The organism is Promicromonospora sp. NPDC019610, assembly GCF_044389365.1.
Lineage (GTDB): Bacteria > Actinomycetota > Actinomycetes > Actinomycetales > Cellulomonadaceae > Promicromonospora.
In genome coordinates, this window is sequence record NZ_JBIRXX010000003.1 from 92,074 (window position 1) to 113,434 (window position 21,361).

Consider the following 21,361-nt stretch of genomic DNA (forward strand, 5'->3'; position numbering starts at 1 on the left):
CGTCGCGTGACATCCCCCGGGTACGACCAGGCGCGCGTGGAGCGCCGGCGCCGAGAGCACGAGCGCCAGGCCGTGGTCTTCGGTGTGCTCATCGCGTTCCTGGCGGTCTGCGGCATCTTCGCGCTCGCGGTCTACTCCGGCGCCATCAGCTCGCCGTTCAACCGCCCGTTCACCACGGTCGGCGTGGGGGAGCAGGAGACCTACCCGGTCCCGTGCCTGCCCCCGATCAAGGGCCAGCCCGACGGCGCCCTGCCGACCGCCTACTCGGACGTCGAGGTCCGGCTGCTGAACGCGTCGGAGGAGATCGGCCTGGCCAGCGCGCACGAGTCGGTGCTCGCGGACCGCGGGTTCAGCATCGTGGCCAAGGGCAACGTGCCGATGCAGCTCCAGGAGTCGGAGATCCGGTTCGGCCGCAAGGGGATCGTGCAGGCGTACACGCTCGCGGCGCAGTTCCCCGAGATCCGCCTGGTCCTCGACGACCGCACCGACCGCAAGATCGACCTGCTCATCGGCGAGGAGTTCGAGGCGCCGCTCGACGTCGAGGACGTCGAGCTGGCGTCCGACCAGCCGCTGCTGAACGCCGAGGGCTGTGTGCCCGCGAAGTCGATCGAGCCGGTGGAGCAGGTCAAGCGGACCAAGACCGGCGACGAGGGCCAGCCCGCCAAGTAAGGTCGGTGCCGTGCTGACGCCGTCCTCGGGAGCAGTGGGCCTCGGCCGCGCGCTCCTGTGGGCGGCGGTCGTGCTCGCGCTGTCCCTGGCCGCGCACTTCGAGGCCGGCGGTCACGTGCCGCCCGTCGAGGCGATCGCCCTGCTGGGCGCGCTCCTGCTCGCGGCCGCCGCGTTCGCGGTGCGGCGCCAGATCCGCTGGCCGGGCGGCCTCGCCCTGGCGGGCCTCGGCCAGTACGCCGCGCACCAGGCGTTCTCCTTCCTCGGCGGCGCCTGCCCGCCGTCCGGGCTGCCCGACGGCGGGGCCTTGTCCGGGACGCACGCGCACCTGGCCGGCGCCGTCCCCGGGGTGTACGGGGCGTGCGTCGGGGCCGCCGAGCCGGCGGCGATCGCCCCCGGGATGCTCGCGTGGCACGCGGCGGCGACCGTCGTCTCCGTCGGCCTGCTCGTGGGCGTCGAGCGGGGCGTCTGGCTGCTCGCGACGTGGCTGGTCCGGCCGCTCGCGGTGGAGCCCCTGCGGCTCCCGGCGGTGCGCCGCGCCCCCGTGCCGGCGCTGCTCCGCCCGGTGCCGGGCCGGGTGGACGTGCACGTGGCGCCGGAGCGCGGACCGCCGTCGTCCGCCCTGGCGATGCGCCTCGCGGCCTGACGGAGTCGGGCTGGGGGCGGGCCGCCGCATGCCCTCCCACCCACCCCGTACCGAAGGACCGAGCACATGACTCGCTTCAGCCTGCCCACCCGCCGCGCCCTCGCGGCCGTCCCCGCCACCGCCGTCCTCGTGCTGCTGCCGACCGCGGCGTACGCCCACGTCGGTGTGAGTCCCGACACGACCGCCGCCGAGAGCTACGCGAGCCTCACGTTCCGCGTGCCCACCGAGTCGGACACCGCGTCGACGGAGCGGCTCGTCGTCGACCTGCCCACGGACACCCCGTTCCTCAGCGTCACGCCCCGCAGCCTGCCGGGCTGGGACGTCGAGGTGGCGGTCGAGAAGCTCGCCGAGCCGTTCGAGGTCGAGGGCGCGACCGTCGACGAGGCCCCGGCGCGCGTCACCTGGACGGCCCAGAAGGGCCACGAGGTGCCGCCGCACGAGTACCAGGAGTTCGCCGTGCGGGTCGGGGCGCTGCCCGCGGAGGGCACCGAGGTGGTGCTCCCCGCGCACCAGACGTACACCGACGGCAGCGTCGTCGACTGGGACGACCTGGCCGGCGACGACGGCAAGGAGCCGGAGGCACCCGCGCCCCTGTTCACGACGACGGCCGCCGAGGGCGACGGGCACGGCGGCGGCCACACGGACGCCGAGGCGTCGGGCGCGGACGGTGCCGCGGCGGCCGGTGACGAGCCCGCCGTCGACCCCGTGGGCCGCTGGCTCGGCGGGGCCGGGATCCTGGTCGGCGCCGTCGGGATCGGCGTCGCCCTGGTGACCCGCCGCCGCGCCTGACGGCCGTCGGGGTGGCGGTCCCGCGTGCGAGACTGGAGCTCACGCGCCGGACGACGGGCGCGTGAGCAGTACCGCAGGAGGACCGTGACCGCCACCCCGACGCGCAGGCAGCGACTACGTGCCGAGCTGTTGCGTGACGCGCGTGCCGCCGGCCGCCGGCTCCTCGCCGAGCACGGGGTGGACGGCGTCACGATGGTCGCGGTCGCCAAGGAGGTCGGGATCGCCGGCCCGGGGATGTACCGGTACTTCGAGGGTCGCCCCGGGCTGCTCGCCGCCGTCCACGACGACACGCTGGACGAGCTGGTCGCCTACCTGGAGGCCGCGGTCGCGCGGCAGCCGGACGACGACCACGTCGCGCGGGTCCACGCCGCGACGCACGCACTGTTCGTGTGGTGCCGGGGCCACCGGAACGAGTTCGACCTGCTGCTCGGCGCCGACGCGCAGCACGCCGTCGGGGTCGCCGGTGCGGCCCGGCCGCACTTCGTGCACCGGCTCGGTTCCGTGTTCGTGCCGAGCTTCGCCGCCCTGTGGCGGCAGGGCGTCCCCTTCCCGGCGGACGCCGACGTCGCCCCCGGCCTGGCCCCCGAGCTCGACACGTACCGGGCCGCGCTCACGCAGGACAGCCCCGGCGGGGCCGAGGAGGTCCCCGTGGGCGCGGTCCACACCATCATGGTGTTCTGGCGCCAGGTGTACGGCCTGCTCTGCATGGTGGCGTACGGCCGGCTCGGCTACGCGTTCGGCAACTTCGACGGGATGTTCGACGACATGATGCGCGGGCTCCTGGCCTCGCTGGGGCTTCGGCCCAGCCCCCGGGTGCGCCTCGTCGAGCCCTGATTCCTCGCCCCGGAGCCGGTTGTCCGGACAGGGCGCGGCGCCGATCACCTCGGCGTCGAGTTCGACGCCGCCTGAAACGACGATGACGCGGAACATCGACGAACGATGTCCCGCGTCATCACACTGCGGAGGATGGGGGATTCGAACCCCCGAGGGCGTTAACCCAACACGCTTTCCAAGCGTGCGCCATAGGCCACTAGGCGAATCCTCCTCGCGCTCCGCAGCAGGGCGGGCGCGCGACCACGGACCGGAGTCTGGCGCGGCCTGACGAGGATACCGGACGCCGTGCCCGGACAACGAATCGGAATCCGGGAGCGGCGCTGTGAGGTCGCGAACAGCGGGTTCTGCCCGGTTCGGTCCGGGCCGCCGGATCGGTTAGGCTTGCGGCAGACCCCTCGTGCGGCACCATCTCGCCGAACTCCCCCAGGGCCGGAAGGCAGCAAGGGTAAGTGAGCTCTGGTGGGTGTGCGAGGGGTCCTTTCATGCCCGGGATCTGGCGGGTGAGCCAACATGTGGACGGTTTTCGTTCCGCATCGTGGGATTTACCCCGCAGGGATTGGCTTCGACGCCGTGCAGTGACGCAGGATGTCCGTATGACCCGCACCTGGACCCCCGCCACGACGTCGCGCACCTGTCGCGACGCCATGTGTCGCGGCCGCGTGCGTGGCGGGCGAATGCGCGAGCGCTGACAGCGCCGCACGTTCCCGCGGTCCCTCCTGGACCGCCCCGCATCGTCCCGAGCTCGCCACGTTGCTGATGGCCGTGGCCCGCCGTCGTCTTTCATCCTCGGCCTGCGCCTGACGCTGGCCCCCCGCATCCTGAGCACAGGCATACCCGCGCCCGTGCGCCCGAGAGGACCACCCATGTCTCGTTTCACCTCCGTCCTGACCACCGGCCTCGCCGTCACCGCCGTCCTGGCGCTGAGCGCCTGCGGCGGCGCCGACGAGGCCGCGCCCGCCACCGGCTCGGCCGACGACCCGGTCCGCATCGGCGTCGTCAACTCCGGCGACGACTACTGGACCACCTTCACCGACCTGGCCGAGGAGGAGGGCATCAGCGTCGAGCTGGTGAACTTCAGCGACTACCAGCTCCCCAACCAGGGGCTGACCGACGGCGACCTGGACCTGAACCAGTTCCAGCACCTGCAGTTCCTCGCCAACTACAACACCGCCACCGGGTCGGACCTCACGCCGATCGCGGCGACCGCGGTCTACCCGCTGGGTCTCTACTCGCTCAAGCACGACAGCGTCGAGGACATCCCCGACGGCGGCGAGATCGCCATCCCCAACGACGACACGAACCAGGCCCGCGCGCTGCTCGTGCTGCAGGAGGCCGGCCTGCTCGCCCTGCGCGACGGCGGGAGCGCGTTCTCCACGCCGGCCGACGTGCTGGAGGACGAGTCGAAGGTCACCGTGACGCCGGTCGACGCCGCGCAGACGGCGCTGGCGCTGCAGGACGTCGACGCCTCGATCATCAACAACGACTTCGTGGGCGACGCGGACCTGACCGCCGAGGACGCCATCTACTCGGACGACCCGGACTCGTCCGCCGCCGAGCCGTACATCAACGTGTGGGTGGCCCGTGGGGCCGACGCGGACAACGAGGTGTTCCAGCAGCTCGTCGAGATCTACCACTCCCCGGAGGTCGAGGAGGGCGTGATCGAGGCCTCGGGCGGCACCGGCGTGATCAAGGACAACTCGGCCGCCGAGCTGCAGGAGATCCTGGCCGGCATCCAGGAGGACGCCTCCTGATGCCTGCGGCGACCAGCAGCATCATCCGGTTCGAGGGCGCCAGCAAGGTGTTCCCGGGCCGGGGGAAGGGCGCCGAGGTGCGCGCCGTCGACGACGTCACGCTCGACATCCGGACGGGTGAGATCTTCGGCGTCATCGGGCAGTCCGGGGCCGGCAAGTCCACCCTGGTCCGGCTGATCAACGCGCTCGAACGCACCACCGGCGGCGACGTGGTGGTCGACGGCCTCTCGCTCGGCTCGCTGAGCGAGGCGCGCCTGCGGCCGGTCCGGGCCGGGATCGGGATGGTGTTCCAGCAGTTCAACCTGCTGGCCTCCCGGACCGTCTCGGGGAACGTCGCCTACCCGCTGGAGGTCGCCGGCTGGTCGCGCGCCAGGCGCGACGCGCGGGTCGCGGAGCTGCTGGAGTTCGTCGGTCTGGCGGACAAGGCGGGCGTCTACCCGTCCACGCTGTCGGGCGGGCAGAAGCAGCGCGTCGGGATCGCCCGCGCGCTCGCCACGAACCCGCGCATCCTGCTGGCGGACGAGGCGACGTCGGCCCTGGACCCCGAGACCACGCGCGACGTGCTGGACCTGCTCCAGCGCGTCAACCGTGAGCTCGGGATCACCGTGGTCGTCATCACGCACGAGATGGACGTGGTGCGCTCGATCTGCCACCGCGTCGCGGTGATGGAGCGGGGGCGCGTCGTCGAGGTGGGCGAGGCCTACCAGGTGTTCAGCGCGCCCGCGCACGACACGACCCGGCGGTTCGTCGCCACGGCGCTGCGCGACCGGCCCTCGCCCGAGGTGCTGGCGCGACTGCGGACGCGGCACACCGGGCACATCGTGACGGTCGGCGTGGACGAGGTGACCGGCTCGTCGGCCGTGCTCACGCGCACCCTGCGTGAGCACGGTGTGGACGGCACGGTCGTGTACGGCGGCATCACGGAGGTCGCGGAGCGGCCGTACGGGTCGCTGACGGTGGAGCTCGTCGGTGACGGCGGCTCCGTGGAGGCCGCCGTCGCGGCGCTGCGCGCCGTCACCTGGGTGGACGATCACGGGAGGGCGGACGCATGAGCGAGGACTGGGAGCGGCTGACGCCGCTGCTCTGGGAGGCCGCGGGCCAGACGGCCTACATGGTGCTGATCACCCTCGCGGTGGGCGGGTTCCTCGGGCTCGCGCTCGGGCTCGGGCTGTACCTGACGCGGCCGGGCAACCTGCTGCAGCACCGGTTCGTGTTCGCCGTGCTGAACCTCGCGGTGAACATCGTGCGGCCCATCCCGTTCATCATCTTCCTCGTGGCGCTCGGCCCGCTGACCCGGGCCGTCATCGGCTCCACGATCGGCATTGAGGCGTTCACGTTCGCGATGGCCATCATGGCGACCTTCGTCTTCGCGCGGCTCGTGGAGCAGAACCTCGTCTCGATCGACCCCGGCGTGGTCGAGGCGGCGCGGGCCATGGGGGCGTCGCCCCTGCGGATCGTGCGCACGGTGCTGGTCCCCGAGGCGCTCGCCCCGCTGATCCTCGGGTACACGTTCCTGTTCGTCGGCGTGCTCGACATGTCCGCGATCGGCGGCTACCTGGGCGCGGGCGGCCTGGGCGACTTCGCGATCGTCCAGGGCTACCGGCAGTACGACTGGGCGGTGACCGCCGTCGTGGTGGTGATCATCGTGGTGATCGTCCAGGCGGTGCAGTGGCTCGGGAACGGCCTGGCGCGCCGTGCGCTGCGGCGCTGACGTGGGAGAGTGTGGCCCATGTCGGACGAGCAGCCAGCCCCGTACCCGGCCCAGCCGCCGCCTGCGCCGCGGCCGATCAGCCCCGCCTACCGGAAGTGGGCCACTGCCCTGCTCTGGATCGCGGTGATCCTGCTGGCCTTCGTGGTGGTCGCGGTCGTGGCCAGCGTCGTGCTGCTCGTCGTGGCGGACAACAGCCCCAGCGGCGGGGCCGCCGCGTACGGCTACCTCGCGATCTTCCTCTGGTTCGCGATCGTCGCCGTGTTCCCGATCCTCCTGGGCACCGGCATCCCCGGCCTGGTCATGCGGGCGCGCGTGCGGCGCACGCCGCAGGCCCTCGGCGGCACCGCGGCGTGACCTGACGACCGACCTGAGGGCGTGGCCGTCCACCTGTGGACGGCCACGTCGTCAGTGTCGGTGGTGGCGTCTATCGTTGCGGGGGTGAGCACCGCCCTCTACCGCCGCTACCGGCCCGAGACGTTCGCCGAGGTGATCGGCCAGGACCACGTCACGGGCCCTCTCATGCAGGCCCTGCGCAGCGGACGGGTGAACCACGCCTATCTGTTCAGCGGCCCGCGTGGCTGCGGCAAGACGACGTCCGCCCGGATCCTGGCGCGTACCTTGAACTGCGCCAAGAACACGCCCGAGTCGCCCATCGACACCCCGTGCGGCGAGTGCCCCTCGTGCGTCGAGCTGGCGCGCGGCGGCCCCGGCTCGCTCGACGTGGTGGAGATCGACGCCGCGTCGCACAACGGCGTCGACGACGCGCGCGACCTGCGCGAGCGCGCCACGTTCGCCCCGGCCCGCGACCGGTACAAGATCTTCATCCTGGACGAGGCGCACATGGTGACGCCCCAGGGCTTCAACGCGCTGCTCAAGATCGTCGAGGAGCCGCCGCCGCACATCAAGTTCATCTTCGCGACCACGGAGCCGGACAAGGTGATCGGCACCATCCGCTCGCGCACCCACCACTACCCGTTCCGGCTCGTGCCGCCGGACGTGCTGTCCCCCTACCTGGAGCAGATCTGCGGCGCCGAGGGCATCGAGGTGGGCGGGGGAGTGCTCCCGCTCGTCACGCGCGCGGGCGGCGGCTCGGTGCGCGACTCCCTCTCCGTGATGGACCAGCTCATCGCGGGCGCCACGGGCGGCGTCGTGGACTACGACCTCGCCGTGGGCCTGCTCGGCTTCACCCACGCGACCCTCCTGGACGACGTCGTGGACGCGCTCGCCGCGCGGGACGGCGGCTCGATCTTCCGGGTCGTCGACCAGATCATCGCGACGGGGCACGAGCCGCGCCGGTTCGTCGAGGACGTCCTGGAACGCCTGCGCGACCTCATCGTCATCGCGGTCTCGGGCGACGCCGCGGACGCCGTGCTGCGCGCCGTCCCCTCCGACCAGCTCGAACGGATGCGCATCCAGGCGGGCCGGCTCGGGGTGGCCGAGCTCTCCCGGGCGGCCGACCTCGTCAACGTGGCTCTCACCGAGATGACCGGCGCCACCTCGCCGCGCCTGCACCTGGAGCTCCTGTGCGCGCGCCTGCTCCTCCCCGGCGCCGACGACGGCGCGGCGGGTCTCGCCGCGCGGATCGACCGCCTCGAACGCGGCGGCATCGTGGCGTCGGGGACGGCCCCGGCGGGTGCGGCGCCGTCCGGCGACGTCCCCTCCGGCGACGCGGGCCCGGCGCAGGACCCGGCGGCGGTCGGGCTCGCCGGCGCCGCCGCCGCGCGGGCGGTGCTCGACGCGCGCAAGAAGCGGGAGCAGCCCGCCGCGGCCGGCCGAGCGCCGGTGGCGCAGGTGGCGGCACCGGCCCCCGAACCGGCGCCGGTCCAGGCCCACGCTCCGGCCCCGGCCGTCGAGGCGGCGTCCTCCCCGGCCGTCGACGCGGCGCCGGAGCCGAGCCCCGCCCCGGCGGCGCCCGCGGAGCGGGAGCCCGTCGCCGAGGCGGCACCGGAACCTGCCGCCGAGGCCGCGCCGCAGCCCGCGCCGGCCTCCGGCACCGACCCCGAGGTCACCACGGAGACGGTCCGCCGCCGCTGGCAGGAGGTGCTCGGCGCGCTCGCCGCCGCACGCGTGACGTGGTCGCTCGTCGGCCCGAACGCGCAGGTCGCCGCCCTGGAGGGCGGGACGCTCAAGCTCGGCTTCGCCGCCCCCGGCCTCGCCCGCGCCTTCTCGAACGCCCGGCACACCAGCGCCGTCGAGGAGGCGGTCTACCAGACCCTCGGCATCCGGGTCCGGGTCGAGGCGACGCTCGACGAGGGCCCCGGCGGCGGCTCGTCCGGCGGCGGGGGCGCTCCCGGCGGCAGCCCCACGGGCGGCGGGCCGGGCCAGGCGGCGCCGGCGGGCGAGCCGCGGCGCGAGGCCCCGGCCCCCGCGGCGGCACCCGAGCCGGACTGGCCCGACGTACCGACGCCGGGCGGCAGCGTCGCCACGGTGTCGGCCCCGGCGGCGCCGTCCGCCGCGACCACCAGCCCGACCGCCGCTCCCTCCCGCCCCGCCGCGGCGACCGGCGCGCGCCAGGCCCCGGCGCAGGGCGCCGTCGCTGTCGCCGAGCGCCCGCAGCCGGCCCGGCCCGAGCCGTCCGGGCCCGAGGCCGGTCGTCCGGAGCCGTCGCGTCCCGCGGCCGCACCGCCGTCCGCGGCCAGCGCCGCCGACCAGGCGTGGCTGTCGGGCGCCAGCGCGACCGAGCCGCCCGCGGACTACGACATGCCGGAGCCCGAGCCGGTCTACGAGGACCAGGCCCCGCCGCCGCCCGGCCCGCCGATGTCGGGTGCGGTCAGCGCGCGGGAGGCGCTCCGGCAGGCGGCCGAGCGCCGCGCCCGGGCCGCCGCGAGCGGCGGGTCCGCCGAGCCGCGCACCGCGAGCCCGGCTGCTTCCAAGGCGACGCCGCCCGGTGACACGTCCGAGTACTACGACGAGCCCTCGGACGACGACCCGGACATCGTCTCGGGCGGGCTCGCCGGGGTGTCGCTCGTGGTGCAGGTGCTGGGCGGAACGGTGATCGACGAGATCGTGGAGCAGGCATGAGCGCGGACGACGGGATCACGACGCTGCGCATCGTCGCCGCCGTCGTGGAGCGGACCGACGGTCGGCACCTCCTGGTCCGGAAGCGGGGTACCGAGGCGTTCATGCAGGTGGGCGGCAAGATCGAGCCGGGCGAGGAGCCGCTGGCGGCCCTGGTCCGGGAGTTCGAGGAGGAGGTCGGGCTGCGGCTCGACCCGGCGGACGTCGAGAGCCTCGGCCGGTTCGGCGCACCGGCGGCGAACGAGCCCGACCACGTCGTCGACGCCCACGCCTACCGGGTGCGGCTGCGGCCCGGCGCGGAGATCGCGGTCCGGGCGGAGCTGGAGGAGCTCGTGTGGATCGACCCCGCGGACCCGGTGGCGAGCTACCCGATCGCGCCGTTGTCGCACGACCTGCTCACCGCGGCCGGGCACTGAGCCCGGCCGTCAGTCCTCGGCGTGCTGCGCGCGGTACCGGGCCACCTTCGCGGCGCGTTCGCGCTCCAGTCTGCGGCGCGGATCGCGGTCCTCGGACTGCTCGGCCGGCCCTGCCACGTGCAGGAGCAGCCAGTTGAGCCGCCACAGGACGCGGTAGCCCAGCGTCAGGCCGTCGCGGTTGCGCATGTTCTGCCTCCGTTTAATTGGTGTACCAATAGTTTGCACACCAACTGTTACGCTGGTCAAGATCCGAGAGGAGCCGCATGACCGTCACGTCCCGCGCCGACGTCACGCCCGACCCCGAGGACCTCCTGGCCCTCGACCGTCAGGTGTGCTTCGCCCTGGCCGTCGCCTCGCGCAGCGTCATCGCGCTGTATCGGCCGCTGCTCGAACCGATGGGCATCACGCACCCGCAGTACCTGGTCATGCTCGCCCTGTGGGAGCAGTCGCCCCTGTCGGTCAAGCAGCTCAGCGGGCTGCTGCAGCTCGACCCGGGCACCCTGTCCCCGCTGCTCAAGCGGCTCGAGGCGATCGGCTACGTGAGCCGGCGCCGGGACCCGCGCGACGAGCGCGCCCTCGCCGTGGAGCTCACCGAGGAGGGGAGCGCGCTGCGCGAGCAGGCGCTGCGCGTGCCGCCCGCCATCATGGACCGCCTGGGCATGTCCGCGGAGGAGCTCGGGCTGCTCCACCGCAGCCTCACCCGCGTCATCGCGGCGGCCGCCCCGTGACCCGTGGCCGACTGCACCACGTCGAGCTCTGGGTCCCGGACCTCGCCCGCGCCGAACGGTCCTGGGGCTGGCTCCTGAGCACGCTCGGCTACACCGAGCACCAGCGCTGGTCCGCCGGGGTGAGCTGGATCCTGGACGGCACCTACGTCGTCGTCGAGCAGAGCCCGGCGCAGGGTGCCGGGCCGCACGACCGCCTTGCGCCCGGGCTGAACCACCTCGCGTTCCACGGCGGCACGCGCGGCGAGGTGGACCGGCTCGTCGAGGAGGCGGCCGCGCACGGCTGGGCGCTCCTCTTCTCCGACAAGCATCCCTACGCCGGTGGTCCTGACCACTACGCGGCCTACCTGGAGAACGGCGACGGCTACGAGGTCGAGGTCGTCGCAGACTGACCGGAGCGTGTCAGTGGCTCCTGGCACACTTCCCGGCATGCCCGACGCCACGACGCTCCGACCTGCCTCCGCCCGCACCCTCGACGAGCTCCGCATGCTCGTCGAGGCCGGCGCCACGCCCCGGTACCTGCACTTCTGGGGGCACCAGCCGGAGCCGGACGGGACCGCCGGGAAGGGCAGCCTGAGCCAGTGGTTCGAGGCGGCCTTCGAGGTGGACGGCGTCCGGTACCGCACGGCCGAGCACTGGATGATGGCGCAGAAGGCGCGCCTGTTCGGCGACGCGGAAGCGGAGCGTGCGGCGGTCGACGCGCCCAACCCCGCGCTCGCGAAGGCCGCCGGGCGCACGGTCCGTGACTTCGACGACGCGGTGTGGGTGCGCGAGCGCTTCGAGATCGTGGTGCGCGGCAACGAGCACAAGTTCGCCGCCCACCCGGACCTGCGCGAGTACCTGCTGCGCACCGGCTCCCGGGTGCTCGTGGAGGCGAGCCCGCGCGACCGCGTCTGGGGCATCGGGCTGGGCGCCCAGAACGAGAACGCCGAGAACCCGGCGGCCTGGCGCGGCCTCAACCTGCTGGGCTTCGCCCTGATGGAGGCCCGGGAGCGGCTGCGAAAAGACCACGACTGAGCCGGCGTCCGGCCGTTGCCCGCGACCACGCTTGGTCGCTCGCGGACGACCTGTTCCGGCGGCTGGTCGGCGGCGTTCCCCAGGCCGTCGCCTGAGCTGCCATATCGCATGCCGGGCCCGGGCTTCCGGCGTCGCGCCCGGTCCGCGACAATGGCGCGTCGCCGAGCGAAAGGACGTGCTCCAGCATGTCGCGGATCCTGCCCCGGTCCACCCCCGAGGCCGTGGGGCTCGACCCCGCGGCGCTGCGCCGTCTGGTCGACGGCCTGGACGCGCTGGAGGACGTGCACAGCGTGCTGGTGCTGCGCCACGGCAGCGTGGTCGGCGAGGCCTGGTGGCACCCGCACACGGCCGACCGCCCGCACGTCATGTTCTCGGTGAGCAAGAGCTTCACGTCCACGGCAGTCGGCATCGCGGTCCACGAGGGGCTCCTGACCCTGGACGACCGGGTCGTCGACCTCCTGCCGGACGACGCCCCCGCCGAGCCCGGGGAGCACCTGCGCGCCCTGCGCGTGCGCGACCTGCTGACCATGACGACGGGCCACAGCGCCTCCACGATGGAGGGCATCGACCGCACCATCTCGCTGCCCGGCGCGGGCTGGGCGCGCGCCATCCTGGCGCAGCCCGTGGAGCACGAGCCGGGCACGCACTTCGTCTACAACACGGGCGCGACCTACCTGCTGTCGGCGATCCTGCACCGGCTCACCGGTGAGCGGCTGCTCGACTACCTGACGCCGCGCCTGCTGGAACCGCTCGGCATCACGCACGCCACGTGGGAGCAGGACCCCGACGGCATCGACGTGGGCGGCTTCGGGCTGTCGGTCACCACCGAGGAGATGGCGGCGTTCGGGCAGCTCTACCTGCAGGGCGGCGTCTGGCAGGGGCGGCAGCTCGTGCCCGCGGAGTGGGTGGCGGCGGCGACCGCCGCGCAGGTCCCGAACGGTCCGCACGACTGGCCCGAGTGGAACCAGGGGTACGGCTACCAGTTCTGGCAGTGCCGCCACGGCGCCTACCGGGCCGACGGCGCGTTCGGGCAGTACATCGTGGTCTGGCCGGAGAAGGACCTGGTCCTCACCATGACGTCGGGCCTCTCGGACCTGCAGTCCGTGCTGGACGTGGTCTGGGACACCCTGCTGCCCGACGCCGCCTGGGTCACCCCGGCCCCTGCGGCGCCGGGCGCGGAGGCGGTCCCGTTCGAGCCGGCCCTGCCGACGCCGGCCGGCGCGGCGGCGTCCCCGCTGGAGGGGGTGCTGCGCGGGGTGACCTACGCGCTGGAGCCGAACCCGCAGGACGTCAGCGCGGTCGCCGTGGGCCGCGACGCGGACGGCCGCACCGAGGTCACGTTCACGATCGGCGGCCTGGACCACGCCGTGTCCTTCGGGCACGGGGAGTGGGTCTCGGGCACCTGGTCGCTCCGGGGCGCCCCGGCCGACGTCGCGACCGCGGCCGCCTGGGCCGACGGGTCGACGCTGCGCGGCCGCGTGGTGTTTCTCGGCACTCCCTTCGAGTGGCGCCTGGAGCTGCGGTTCTCGGGCGACGACGTCGCGGTGACGATCGACCAGAACGTCGCGTTCGGCGAGCGTGGGCTGCTGGCCGTGAAGGGCACGGGGCGCCGCGCCTGACCTGCGACGTCATCCCCTGGTCGTACGCCCCGTTCATCCCCGGGGGCGACGGCCCGTGTGGGTGACTCGCGCTAGTGTCCCCGCATGACACCAGACGGTGGTATCCGCGCGCAGGGCGTGCGGCGTTCCTTCGGGCCGGTCCACGCCGTGGCCGACGTCGACCTGGTCGCCGCACCAGGCCGGGTCACCGCGCTCATCGGTCCCAACGGGTCGGGCAAGACGACCCTCCTGCTCATGCTCGCGGGGCTGCTGACGCCCGACGCGGGCACGATCAGCATCGCCGGGGCGGACCCGGTGACCCAGAACTACGCGGCGCGCTCGCGCACCGGCTGGATGCCCGACGTGTTCGGCACGTGGGACTCGCTGACCGCGCGCGAGGTGCTGACGACGGTCGCGGCGGCGTACCGGATGGAGGCGGCAGCCGGGCAGGCCCGGGCCGGCGAGCTGCTGGAGCTGGTGCACCTGTCGGAGCTCGCCGACCAGCCCGCGCACGTCCTGTCGCGCGGCCAGAAGCAGCGCCTCGGCCTGGCTCGCGCCCTGGTGCACGACCCCGCCGTCCTGCTGCTGGACGAGCCCGCCTCCGGGCTGGACCCGCGCTCCCGCGTGGACCTGAGGGTGCTCGTGCGCCGGCTCGCGGCCGAGGGGAAGACGGTCCTGGTCTCCTCGCACGTGCTCACCGAGCTCGACGAGATGGCCGACGACGCCGTGTTCATCTCGCGCGGGCGCACCGTCGCCACGCAGTCGGTGGTCGACGGCGACCGCCCGCGCGAGTGGCGCCTGACCGGGCTGGACCCGGAGGCGCTCACGGCCTGGCTGGACCAGAACGGCCCGGCCTACCGCCGGGAGTCCGACGGCCCCGCCGTGCTCGTCGAGCTGGCGGGCGACGCCGCTGCCGCGGCACTGCTGCGGTCCGCGGTCGAGGCCGGCATCGACGTGTCGAGCCTCGCCCCCGCGGGCGGCGTGCTGGAGCAGGCCTACCTGGCCCTTGAGGAGGAGCGGCGATGAGCGTTGACCTGGAAGTCGTCGAGCCGGCCCCGGCCGACGGCGGCGTGCCCGCCGGACGTGGGACCTGGTCCCTGTCCTGGCACGGCCTGCGCACCGTCACGGTGCTGGAGCTGCGCCAGCGCGTGCGCTCGACGCGCTGGAAGACCGCGCTGATCGTCTGGTTCGTCGTGGTCGGCGTCATCACGATGCTGACCACCGGCGCGTTCGCCATCATCTCGGGCGACAGCACCGACGAGTCGTTCGGCGGGATGGTCTACAGCATCGTCGTCGGCTTCGTCCTGTTCCTCGGCCTGCTGGTGGCGCCGACCCTGTCGTCGGGCGCGATCAACGGCGACCGGAACGCGGGCACGCTCGCGACGCTCCAGGTCACGCTGCTGACGCCCGCGGAGATCGTGCTCGGCAAGCTCGCCGCGGCGTGGATCGCGGCGCTCGCCTTCCTCGTCGCGAGCATCCCGTTCCTGGTGTGGGCGCTGGTCGGCGGCGGAGTGTCCTGGCTGGCGCTGCTCACCACGGTGCTCATGCTGGCGCTCGTGCTCGGCGTCGTGTGCGCCATCGGGCTGGGCTTCTCGGCCGTCGTCTCCAAGACGTCGGGGTCGGCCGTGCTCACCTACCTTACGGTCGGCGGGATCACGGCCGTGCTGCCGATCCTGTTCGGCCTCCTGGTCCCCGCGACCACCACCAGCGAGAACGTCCGCGTGTGGGACGTCGAGGCGGGCTACACCTGGGAGGAGACCACGGCGCCGGACTGCGAGTGGCAGACCCACGAGATCGACGTGTGGCACAGCGAGCGCACCTGGTGGCTGCTGGCCCCCAACCCGTTCGTGGTGGTCGCGGACGCGCAGCCGCTCGGCGACCCGGAGGAGCTCTCCGAGGACGGCAACGTGCTCGCGCTGCTGCAGTACGGCGTGCGCTACGCCCGGACGGGCGACTCCGGGCCGCAGGACTGGTGCACGGGGGTCTACATGGACGGCGGCCCGCAGGCCGAGTCGCCCGTGGAGCCCGTCGAGGTCACGGACCAGCTCGTCTGGCCGTGGGGTCTCGGGTTCGACCTGCTGCTCGGTGCCGCCGGCGTGATCGTGGCGGTCAACCGCCTGCGGGTCCCCACGGCGCAGCTCCCGCAAGGCACCCGCGTCGCCTGACCGTCAGGAGTGGAGGGCGTCGTACTCCGCCTCGGCGGCGACGTCGTCCTCCACGTCCAGGCGCAGGTGCGCCAGCAGCACCTGCAGCACGCGCAGGGCGGAGGCCGCGCGCTCGCCCCACAGCGAGAAGTACGAGAACTGCCACCACCACAGGGCCTCGAGCTCGTGGCCGCTGTCGAAGTGCTGCAGGCCCTTGGCCAGGGCCTCGGCGACGCACGCGAGGTCACCCGACAGCGACGCCGACCCGACGTCCTCCCCGAGCACGGGGTCCACCACCTCGGTGTAGTCGTCGAACCCGTCGAACATCTTGGACAGGGCCTCGCGCAGGGGGTCGAGGTCGGTGTCGGGCCCGGCGTCGGGCTCGTAGCGCTCCTTGGGCACCACGTCCACGATCGCGGCGAGCCGTGCGCCCGCGGCCAGCAGGTCGGACGCGGCGAGCACGAGCAGCGAGAGCTCCGCCCCGGGCATGCCGCCGGAGGCGACCTGGGTCACCGTCGACAGGAACGTCCGTGCCTGCGTGGACACCTGGTCTGCGACCTCTCGGAGGTCCGACCCGGGCGTGATCTCGCTCATCGTGATCTCCACCTACTTGTCGTTGCCGATGACACGGCGGCCTTCGAACGCACGACCGAGCGTCACCTCGTCCGCGTACTCCAAGTCTCCACCCACGGGCAGACCCGAGGCCAGCCGCGAGACAGTGATTCCCATGTGAGCCATCAGTCGGGAAAGATAGGTCGCCGTGGCCTCTCCCTCGACGTTGGGGTCGGTGGCGAGGATGACCTCCTTGACCGTCCCGTCCGCGAGGCGGGCCAGCAGCTCGCTGATCCGCAGGTCGTCCGGACCCACGTTCTCGATGGGATTGATGGCCCCGCCGAGCACGTGGTAGCGCCCGCGGAACTCCCGCGTGCGCTCGATGGCGACGACGTCCTTGGGCTCCTCCACGACGCAGATCACCTCGTCGCTGCGCCGGGGGTCCAGGCAGATGCGGCAGCGCTCGGCCTCGGCCACGTTGCCGCACAGCTCGCAGAACCGCACGCGCAGCTTCACCTCGGTGAGCGCGTCCACCAGCCGCTTGACCTCGTGGTTGTCCGTGGCCAGCAGGTGGAACGCGATGCGCTGCGCGCTCTTGGGCCCGACACCGGGAAGCCGGCCGAGCTCGTCGATCAGGTCTTGGACCGCGCCTTCGTACACAAGAGGTCAGCCTACGGGGCGGCACAATGCACCACGTGCCCGAACTCGATCTGCTCACCATCGTCCTGCTCCTGCTCGCCGGCCTCGCGGCGGGATGGGTCGACGCCGTCGTCGGCGGGGGAGGGCTGATCCAGCTTCCCGCGCTGCTGCTCGTGCCCGGGATCAGCCCCGTCCAGGCCCTGGCGACCAACAAGTTCGCCAGCATCATGGGCACCTCGACCAGCGCCCTCACCTACTACCGGCGGGTCCAGCCCGACCTGCGCACCGCCGGGCCGATGGCGCTCGCGGCCCTCGTGGGCGCGTTCGGCGGGGCGGTCGGCGCGTCGCACATCCCGGCCCAGCTCTTCAAGCCGATCATCCTCGTGGTGCTCGTCGGCGTGCTGGCCTGGACCCTGCTCAAGCCGAACGTCGGCCAGCACGACGACCTGCGGTGGGTCGGCAACGGGCACCGGCGCATCGCCGCCCTGATCGGCCTGCTCATCGGCGCGTACGACGGCCTGCTCGGTCCGGGCACCGGCACGTTCCTGGTGATCAGCCTGGTGAGCCTCCTCGGGTACTCGTTCCTCCCGGCGTCCGCCATCGCCAAGATCGTGAACTTCGCGACCAACCTGGGCGCGCTGCTCTTCTTCGTCCCGAGCGGCGCCGTCATCTGGGCGCTCGGCCTCGGGATGGGCCTGGCCAACCTCGTCGGCGCCTACATCGGCGCGCGGATGGCGGTGGCCAAGGGGTCCAGGTTCGTCCGCGTGGTCTTCGTCGTCGTGGTGGGGGCCCTCATCGCCCGCCTCGCCTGGGACGTCTTCGCAGGGTAGGCCGCGGTAGCCCCTGCGAGATCTGAGGTAGAGGGATCGCGAATTTGTAGGTACACCTTCCGCGAATTCGAAGGTGTAGTTTCGAAACCGCGGGTAGGATCGCGGTATGTCTGGTCACGTTCCTCGCCGAGCCCTAGCGGATCTCGTACGGCGCGTCGGCGCGTTCCGGGTCGTCGTCGTGGGGGGCCCTCGACAGGCAGGCAAGACGACGCTGTTGCGGGAGCTGCACGGGGAATCAGGTGGGACCTTCTCGACCCTGGACGACACCACGACGCTCAGCACCGTTCGCGACGACCCGACCAGCTTCGCCACCTTCGGTGAGACGCCCCGGATCATCGACGAGGTTCAGCGCGGTGGCGACGGACTGCTGCTCGCAGTCAAGGCCGTCACCGACAGGAGCGACGCGCCCGGGCAGTTCGTGCTCTCCGGGTCGACGCGGTTCCTGACGGTCCCGACGCTCTCCGAGTCCCTGGCGGGTCGCGCGGTCTTTCTCGACCTCTGGCCGCTCAGCGCGGCGGAGCTCACCCGGACAGATGCGGACGCGATGGCCGATCTGTTCGAACCCGAGCGGCTGACGTCGCGCACGCTGCCGATCGTGTGGACGCGAGAGCAGTATTTCTCCCTGATCTGCGCCGGCGGATACCCCGAGGCGATCCGTCTCGGTCCCGAGCTGCGTGACGACTGGTTCGACAGCTACGTCTCGACTGTCGTTCTGCGGGACGTCGCGAGCTTCGCGGACGTGCGTCACGTGAGCACCGTCCCGCGACTGCTGCGGATCGTCGCGGCCCGCTCGGGCTCCGGTCTGGTCGTCACCGACATCTCGCAGAGCCTCGGCATCGCCCAGCCCACGGTTCGCGACTATCTCGGTTACCTGGACATCGTCTACCTGACGTCGCGCCTGCCGGTCTGGTCCAACAACCTGACCTCCAGGCTGACCAAGACCGCCAAGGCCTACGTCACAGATTCGGGACTCGCCGCGTCACTGGTGGGTGCGGATGCCCGTACGGTCGCCCAGCCGGGGCACCAGCTGTCCGGCATGCTCACGGAGACGTTCGTCTTCACGGAGCTCACGAGACAGCTCGCCACCAGCGCCGTGCGTGCGGACCTGTCCTACTACCGCGACCGCGAAGGGCGTGAGGTCGACTTCGTGCTCGAACGACGCGACGGGTCCGTCGTAGGGATCGAGGTCAAGGCGTCCGGTTCGGTGAGGAGCGACTCGTTCTCCCATCTCGCCTGGATGCGCGACAAGCTGGGCGAGCGGTTCAAGGCCGGGTACGTGGTCTACCTCGGTGAACACGTCCGACCGTTCGGCGACCGGCTCGCCGCCCTGCCCCTCTCGGCGCTGTGGGGCGGGCGCGAGCTGCCCCACTGACGGCACTGAGCGTGACCCGCCGTCCCGCACGGTGAACGTCACAGCGCCCGGGATGCCCAGCGCAGTAACATCGACGCGCAAACCCCACCACCCGGCGGGCCGTTGAGACAGACGGAGGCCGGCAACGGAAGGCAGGCGCATGGCACTTGTCGTGCAGAAGTACGGCGGATCCTCGGTCGGGGACGCGCGCAGCGTGAAGCGCGTCGCCAAGCGGATCGCCGAGGCGAAGCGAGCGGGCAACGACGTGGTCGTGGTGGTGAGCGCCATGGGCGACACCACCGACGAGCTCCTCGACCTCGCCCAGCAGATCACCCCGCTCCCGCCGCAGCGGGAGCTCGACATCCTCCTCACCGCGGGCGAGCGCATCTCCATGTCGCTGCTCGCGATGGCGATCACCAACCTGGGCGTGAAGGCGAAGTCCTACACGGGCCAGCAGGCCGGCGTCATCACGGACGCCGTGCACGGGCGGGCGCGCATCGTCGACGTCGTGCCGCACCGCATCCGCGAGACCCTGAACCGGGGGCAGGTCGCGATCGTGGCCGGGTTCCAGGGCGTCACCCAGGCCACGAACGACGTCACCACCCTCGGCCGCGGCGGCTCCGACACCACCGCCGTGGCGCTCGCCGCCGGCCTGGACGCCGACGTCTGCGAGATCTACACCGACGTGGACGGCGTGTTCACGGCCGACCCGCGCATCGTCCCCGCCGCCCGGAAGATCGACCAGGTCTCCTACGAGGAGATGCTGGAGCTCGCGGCCTGCGGCGCCAAGGTGCTGGCGCTGCGCAGCGTGGAGTACGCGCGCCGCTACGGCGTGCCGGTGCACGTGCGCAGCTCGTTCAGCGCCCACGACGGCACGCGGGTGGTCGCGGCCGAGAAGAAGTCGAAGGAGAACGCCATGGAAGCCCCGATCATCTCCGGTGTCGCGCACGACCGCTCCGAGTCCAAGATCACCGTGATCGGTGTGCCGGACGTGCCCGGCATGGCCGCCCGCATCTTCGAGGTCGTCGCCGGCGCCGGCGCGAACATCGACATGATCGTGCAGAACGTGTCGGCCGCGGCCACGGGCCTGACCGACATCTCGTTCACGCTGCCCGACGGCGACGGCCCCGCCACCATGGCTGCCCTCACCGCCGTGCAGGGCGAGCTGGCCTTCGACTCGCTGCAGTTCGACGACCAGATCGGCAAGCTGTCGCTCGTGGGCGCCGGCATGAAGTCGCACCCGGGCGTCTCGGCGCGGCTGTTCGGCGCGCTGCGCGACGCGGGCATCAACATCGAGATGATCTCCACCTCGGAGATCCGGATCTCCGTGGTAACCCGCGCGGACTCGCTGGACGACGCGGTGCGCGCGGTGCACACCGCGTTCGAGCTCGACGCGTCCGACGGCGAGGCCGTCGTGTACGCGGGAACGGGGCGCTGACATGGTTGCCATCTCTGATCAGGGCGTCAACGTCGCCGTCGTCGGCGCCACCGGCCAGGTGGGCGCCGTCATGCGCCGCCTGCTGGAGGAGCGGGAGTTCCCCGTGGCGGCGATCCGGTTCTTCGCCTCGGCCCGCTCGGCGGGCACCACCCTTCCGTTCGCGGGCGTGGACGTGCCCGTCGAGGACGTCGCCGCGACGTCGACCGAGGACCTCGCCGACATCGACATCGCGCTCTTCTCGGCCGGCGGCGGCACGTCGCGCGAGCACGCGCCGCGGTTCGCGGACGCGGGCGCGCTGGTCGTCGACAACTCGTCGGCGTGGCGGCGCGACCCCGAGGTGCCGCTGGTGGTCTCCGAGGTGAACCCCGACGCGATCGGGGACGCCGTCAAGGGCATCGTCGCCAACCCGAACTGCACCACCATGGCCGCCATGCCGGTGCTGTCGCCCCTGGCGCAGGCGGCCGGGCTGGAGCGGCTGCGGGTCGCGACGTACCAGGCGGTGTCCGGCTCCGGGCTGGCCGGCGTGGCCGAGCTCGCCGGGCAGGTGCGCGCCGCCGTCGGGCAGGAGATCGAGGGCCTGGTGCACGACGGCGCGTCCGTCGACCTGCCCGACCCCGCGATCTACGCGGCGCCGATCGCGTTCAACGTGCTGCCGCTGGCGGGCAACCTGGTCGACGACGGCTCGGGCGAGACCGACGAGGAGCAGAAGCTCCGCAACGAGTCCCGCAAGATCCTGGGTCTGCCCGACCTGGCCGTGGCCGGCACCTGCGTGCGCGTGCCCGTGTTCACGGGGCACTCGCTGTCGGTCCACGCCGAGTTCGCGCGGCCCATCACCCCGGACGAGGCCCGCAAGCTGCTGGCCGACGCCCCGGGCGTCCAGCTCGCCGACGTCCCGACGCCGCTCGCGGCGGCCGGCGTCGACCCGTCACTGGTGGGGCGCATCCGCCAGGACCAGTCGGTGCCGGACGGCCGCGGCCTGGTGTTCTTCGTCAGCAACGACAACCTGCGCAAGGGCGCGGCCCTGAACACCATCCAGATCGCGGAGCTGATCGCGAACGACCTGGCGGAGCTGGCGGTGCTCGACGCCGCGGAGGCGGCCGACACGTAGAGCGCGCCCGCAGCACCGCCGAGGGGCGGGACGGACTCCTGGTCCGTCCCGCCCCTCGTCTTCTCTGCACGAGATTCCCCGACATGCTTGCGCGCGCCCCTGCATCTATGGTTCATTAGTCAAGTAAT

The 21,361-nt window shown here is 73.0% G+C and carries 23 protein-coding genes, 1 tRNA gene and 1 other RNA gene; 21 read left to right on the top strand and 4 right to left on the bottom strand.

What is annotated here, in order from left to right:
• Positions 1-6 precede the first annotated feature (6 nt).
• The 4 genes from ACH45N_RS21570 (at position 7) to ACH45N_RS21585 (ending at position 2,935) form a co-directional block, all read left to right on the top strand.
• Positions 7-669 carry a LytR C-terminal domain-containing protein gene (locus tag ACH45N_RS21570; RefSeq protein WP_377228133.1) on the top strand — a complete coding sequence of 221 codons (663 nt, stop codon included), beginning with the start codon at positions 7-9 and terminating at the stop codon, positions 667-669.
• A gap of 10 nt (positions 670-679) precedes the next feature.
• A complete protein-coding gene (locus ACH45N_RS21575) occupies positions 680-1,312 on the top strand; it encodes a hypothetical protein (protein WP_397397708.1) in 633 nt (210 codons plus the stop codon).
• Positions 1,313-1,378: 66 nt separating this feature from the next.
• The gene (locus ACH45N_RS21580; RefSeq protein WP_397397710.1) at positions 1,379-2,101 is read left to right on the top strand and encodes a YcnI family protein; all 723 of its coding nucleotides are present in this window, start codon (positions 1,379-1,381) and stop codon (positions 2,099-2,101) included.
• An 84-nt stretch (positions 2,102-2,185) separates the two neighbouring features.
• Positions 2,186-2,935 carry a TetR/AcrR family transcriptional regulator gene (locus tag ACH45N_RS21585; protein WP_397397712.1) on the top strand — a complete coding sequence of 250 codons (750 nt, stop codon included), beginning with the start codon at positions 2,186-2,188 and terminating at the stop codon, positions 2,933-2,935.
• A 126-nt stretch (positions 2,936-3,061) separates the two neighbouring features.
• Here ACH45N_RS21585 and ACH45N_RS21590 read toward each other — a convergent pair.
• Positions 3,062-3,146, bottom strand: a tRNA-Ser gene (locus tag ACH45N_RS21590).
• A 175-nt stretch (positions 3,147-3,321) separates the two neighbouring features.
• Here ACH45N_RS21590 and ffs point away from each other — a divergent pair.
• The 7 genes from ffs to ACH45N_RS21625 all read left to right on the top strand — a co-directional run bounded on the left by ffs (position 3,322) and on the right by ACH45N_RS21625 (position 9,831).
• An RNA gene (ffs, locus tag ACH45N_RS21595) (signal recognition particle sRNA small type) lies at positions 3,322-3,418 on the top strand.
• Positions 3,419-3,798: 380 nt separating this feature from the next.
• Entirely contained in the window at positions 3,799-4,686 is an 888-nt protein-coding gene (locus tag ACH45N_RS21600) for a MetQ/NlpA family ABC transporter substrate-binding protein (protein WP_397397714.1), read from the top strand.
• A complete protein-coding gene (locus tag ACH45N_RS21605) occupies positions 4,686-5,738 on the top strand; it encodes a methionine ABC transporter ATP-binding protein (RefSeq protein WP_397397716.1) in 1,053 nt (350 codons plus the stop codon). The genes ACH45N_RS21600 and ACH45N_RS21605 overlap by 1 nt, the downstream gene beginning before the upstream one ends.
• A complete protein-coding gene (locus tag ACH45N_RS21610) occupies positions 5,735-6,397 on the top strand; it encodes a methionine ABC transporter permease (RefSeq protein WP_397397718.1) in 663 nt (220 codons plus the stop codon). The genes ACH45N_RS21605 and ACH45N_RS21610 overlap by 4 nt, the downstream gene beginning before the upstream one ends.
• 18 nt (positions 6,398-6,415) lie before the next feature.
• The gene (locus ACH45N_RS21615) at positions 6,416-6,751 is read left to right on the top strand and encodes a hypothetical protein (RefSeq protein ID WP_397397720.1); all 336 of its coding nucleotides are present in this window, start codon (positions 6,416-6,418) and stop codon (positions 6,749-6,751) included.
• An 84-nt stretch (positions 6,752-6,835) separates the two neighbouring features.
• Entirely contained in the window at positions 6,836-9,418 is a 2,583-nt protein-coding gene (locus ACH45N_RS21620) for a DNA polymerase III subunit gamma and tau (RefSeq protein ID WP_397397722.1), read from the top strand.
• Positions 9,415-9,831 carry an NUDIX domain-containing protein gene (locus ACH45N_RS21625; RefSeq protein ID WP_397397724.1) on the top strand — a complete coding sequence of 139 codons (417 nt, stop codon included), beginning with the start codon at positions 9,415-9,417 and terminating at the stop codon, positions 9,829-9,831. The genes ACH45N_RS21620 and ACH45N_RS21625 overlap by 4 nt, the downstream gene beginning before the upstream one ends.
• 9 nt (positions 9,832-9,840) lie before the next feature.
• Here the strand turns inward: ACH45N_RS21625 and ACH45N_RS21630 are convergent, their stop codons facing one another.
• A complete protein-coding gene (locus ACH45N_RS21630; protein ID WP_397397726.1) occupies positions 9,841-10,017 on the bottom strand; it encodes a hypothetical protein in 177 nt (58 codons plus the stop codon).
• A 77-nt stretch (positions 10,018-10,094) separates the two neighbouring features.
• Here ACH45N_RS21630 and ACH45N_RS21635 point away from each other — a divergent pair, with 77 nt between their 5' ends.
• From ACH45N_RS21635 to ACH45N_RS21660, 6 genes are all read left to right on the top strand, one after another.
• Positions 10,095-10,559 (top strand): MarR family winged helix-turn-helix transcriptional regulator, encoded by a 465-nt coding sequence (locus ACH45N_RS21635; RefSeq protein WP_397397728.1) that lies wholly within the window; start codon positions 10,095-10,097, stop codon positions 10,557-10,559.
• Positions 10,556-10,948, top strand: coding sequence for a VOC family protein (locus ACH45N_RS21640; protein WP_397397730.1), 393 nt, complete (start codon positions 10,556-10,558; stop codon positions 10,946-10,948). Before ACH45N_RS21635 ends, ACH45N_RS21640 begins: the two co-directional genes overlap by 4 nt.
• 37 nt (positions 10,949-10,985) lie before the next feature.
• On the top strand, positions 10,986-11,573 hold the full coding sequence (locus ACH45N_RS21645; protein ID WP_397397732.1) for an NADAR family protein: 588 nt from the start codon (positions 10,986-10,988) through the stop codon (positions 11,571-11,573).
• A gap of 185 nt (positions 11,574-11,758) precedes the next feature.
• Entirely contained in the window at positions 11,759-13,192 is a 1,434-nt protein-coding gene (locus ACH45N_RS21650) for a serine hydrolase domain-containing protein (protein ID WP_397397734.1), read from the top strand.
• 84 nt (positions 13,193-13,276) lie between these two features.
• The gene (locus tag ACH45N_RS21655; protein ID WP_397397735.1) at positions 13,277-14,197 is read left to right on the top strand and encodes an ABC transporter ATP-binding protein; all 921 of its coding nucleotides are present in this window, start codon (positions 13,277-13,279) and stop codon (positions 14,195-14,197) included.
• A complete protein-coding gene (locus ACH45N_RS21660) occupies positions 14,194-15,336 on the top strand; it encodes an ABC transporter permease (RefSeq protein ID WP_397397737.1) in 1,143 nt (380 codons plus the stop codon). Before ACH45N_RS21655 ends, ACH45N_RS21660 begins: the two co-directional genes overlap by 4 nt.
• A 3-nt stretch (positions 15,337-15,339) precedes the next feature.
• On the opposite strand, the gene ACH45N_RS21665 is transcribed toward ACH45N_RS21660, so the two are convergent.
• Both ACH45N_RS21665 and recR read right to left on the bottom strand, forming a co-directional pair.
• Entirely contained in the window at positions 15,340-15,909 is a 570-nt protein-coding gene (locus tag ACH45N_RS21665; RefSeq protein ID WP_285107999.1) for a DUF5063 domain-containing protein, read from the bottom strand.
• A gap of 12 nt (positions 15,910-15,921) precedes the next feature.
• Positions 15,922-16,527, bottom strand: coding sequence for a recombination mediator RecR (gene recR, locus ACH45N_RS21670; RefSeq protein WP_397397739.1), 606 nt, complete (start codon positions 16,525-16,527; stop codon positions 15,922-15,924).
• A 26-nt stretch (positions 16,528-16,553) separates the two neighbouring features.
• On the opposite strand from recR, the gene ACH45N_RS21675 reads away from it, so the two are divergent.
• The 4 genes from ACH45N_RS21675 (at position 16,554) to ACH45N_RS21690 (ending at position 21,233) form a co-directional block, all read left to right on the top strand.
• The gene (locus ACH45N_RS21675) at positions 16,554-17,336 is read left to right on the top strand and encodes a TSUP family transporter (protein ID WP_397397741.1); all 783 of its coding nucleotides are present in this window, start codon (positions 16,554-16,556) and stop codon (positions 17,334-17,336) included.
• Positions 17,337-17,442: 106 nt separating this feature from the next.
• Positions 17,443-18,708, top strand: a complete 1,266-nt coding sequence (locus ACH45N_RS21680; RefSeq protein WP_397397743.1) for an ATP-binding protein — start codon at positions 17,443-17,445, stop codon at positions 18,706-18,708.
• 139 nt (positions 18,709-18,847) lie between these two features.
• Entirely contained in the window at positions 18,848-20,125 is a 1,278-nt protein-coding gene (locus tag ACH45N_RS21685; RefSeq protein WP_026366136.1) for an aspartate kinase, read from the top strand.
• Position 20,126: 1 nt separating this feature from the next.
• Positions 20,127-21,233, top strand: coding sequence for an aspartate-semialdehyde dehydrogenase (locus ACH45N_RS21690; protein ID WP_397397746.1), 1,107 nt, complete (start codon positions 20,127-20,129; stop codon positions 21,231-21,233).
• Positions 21,234-21,361: the final 128 nt, after the last annotated feature.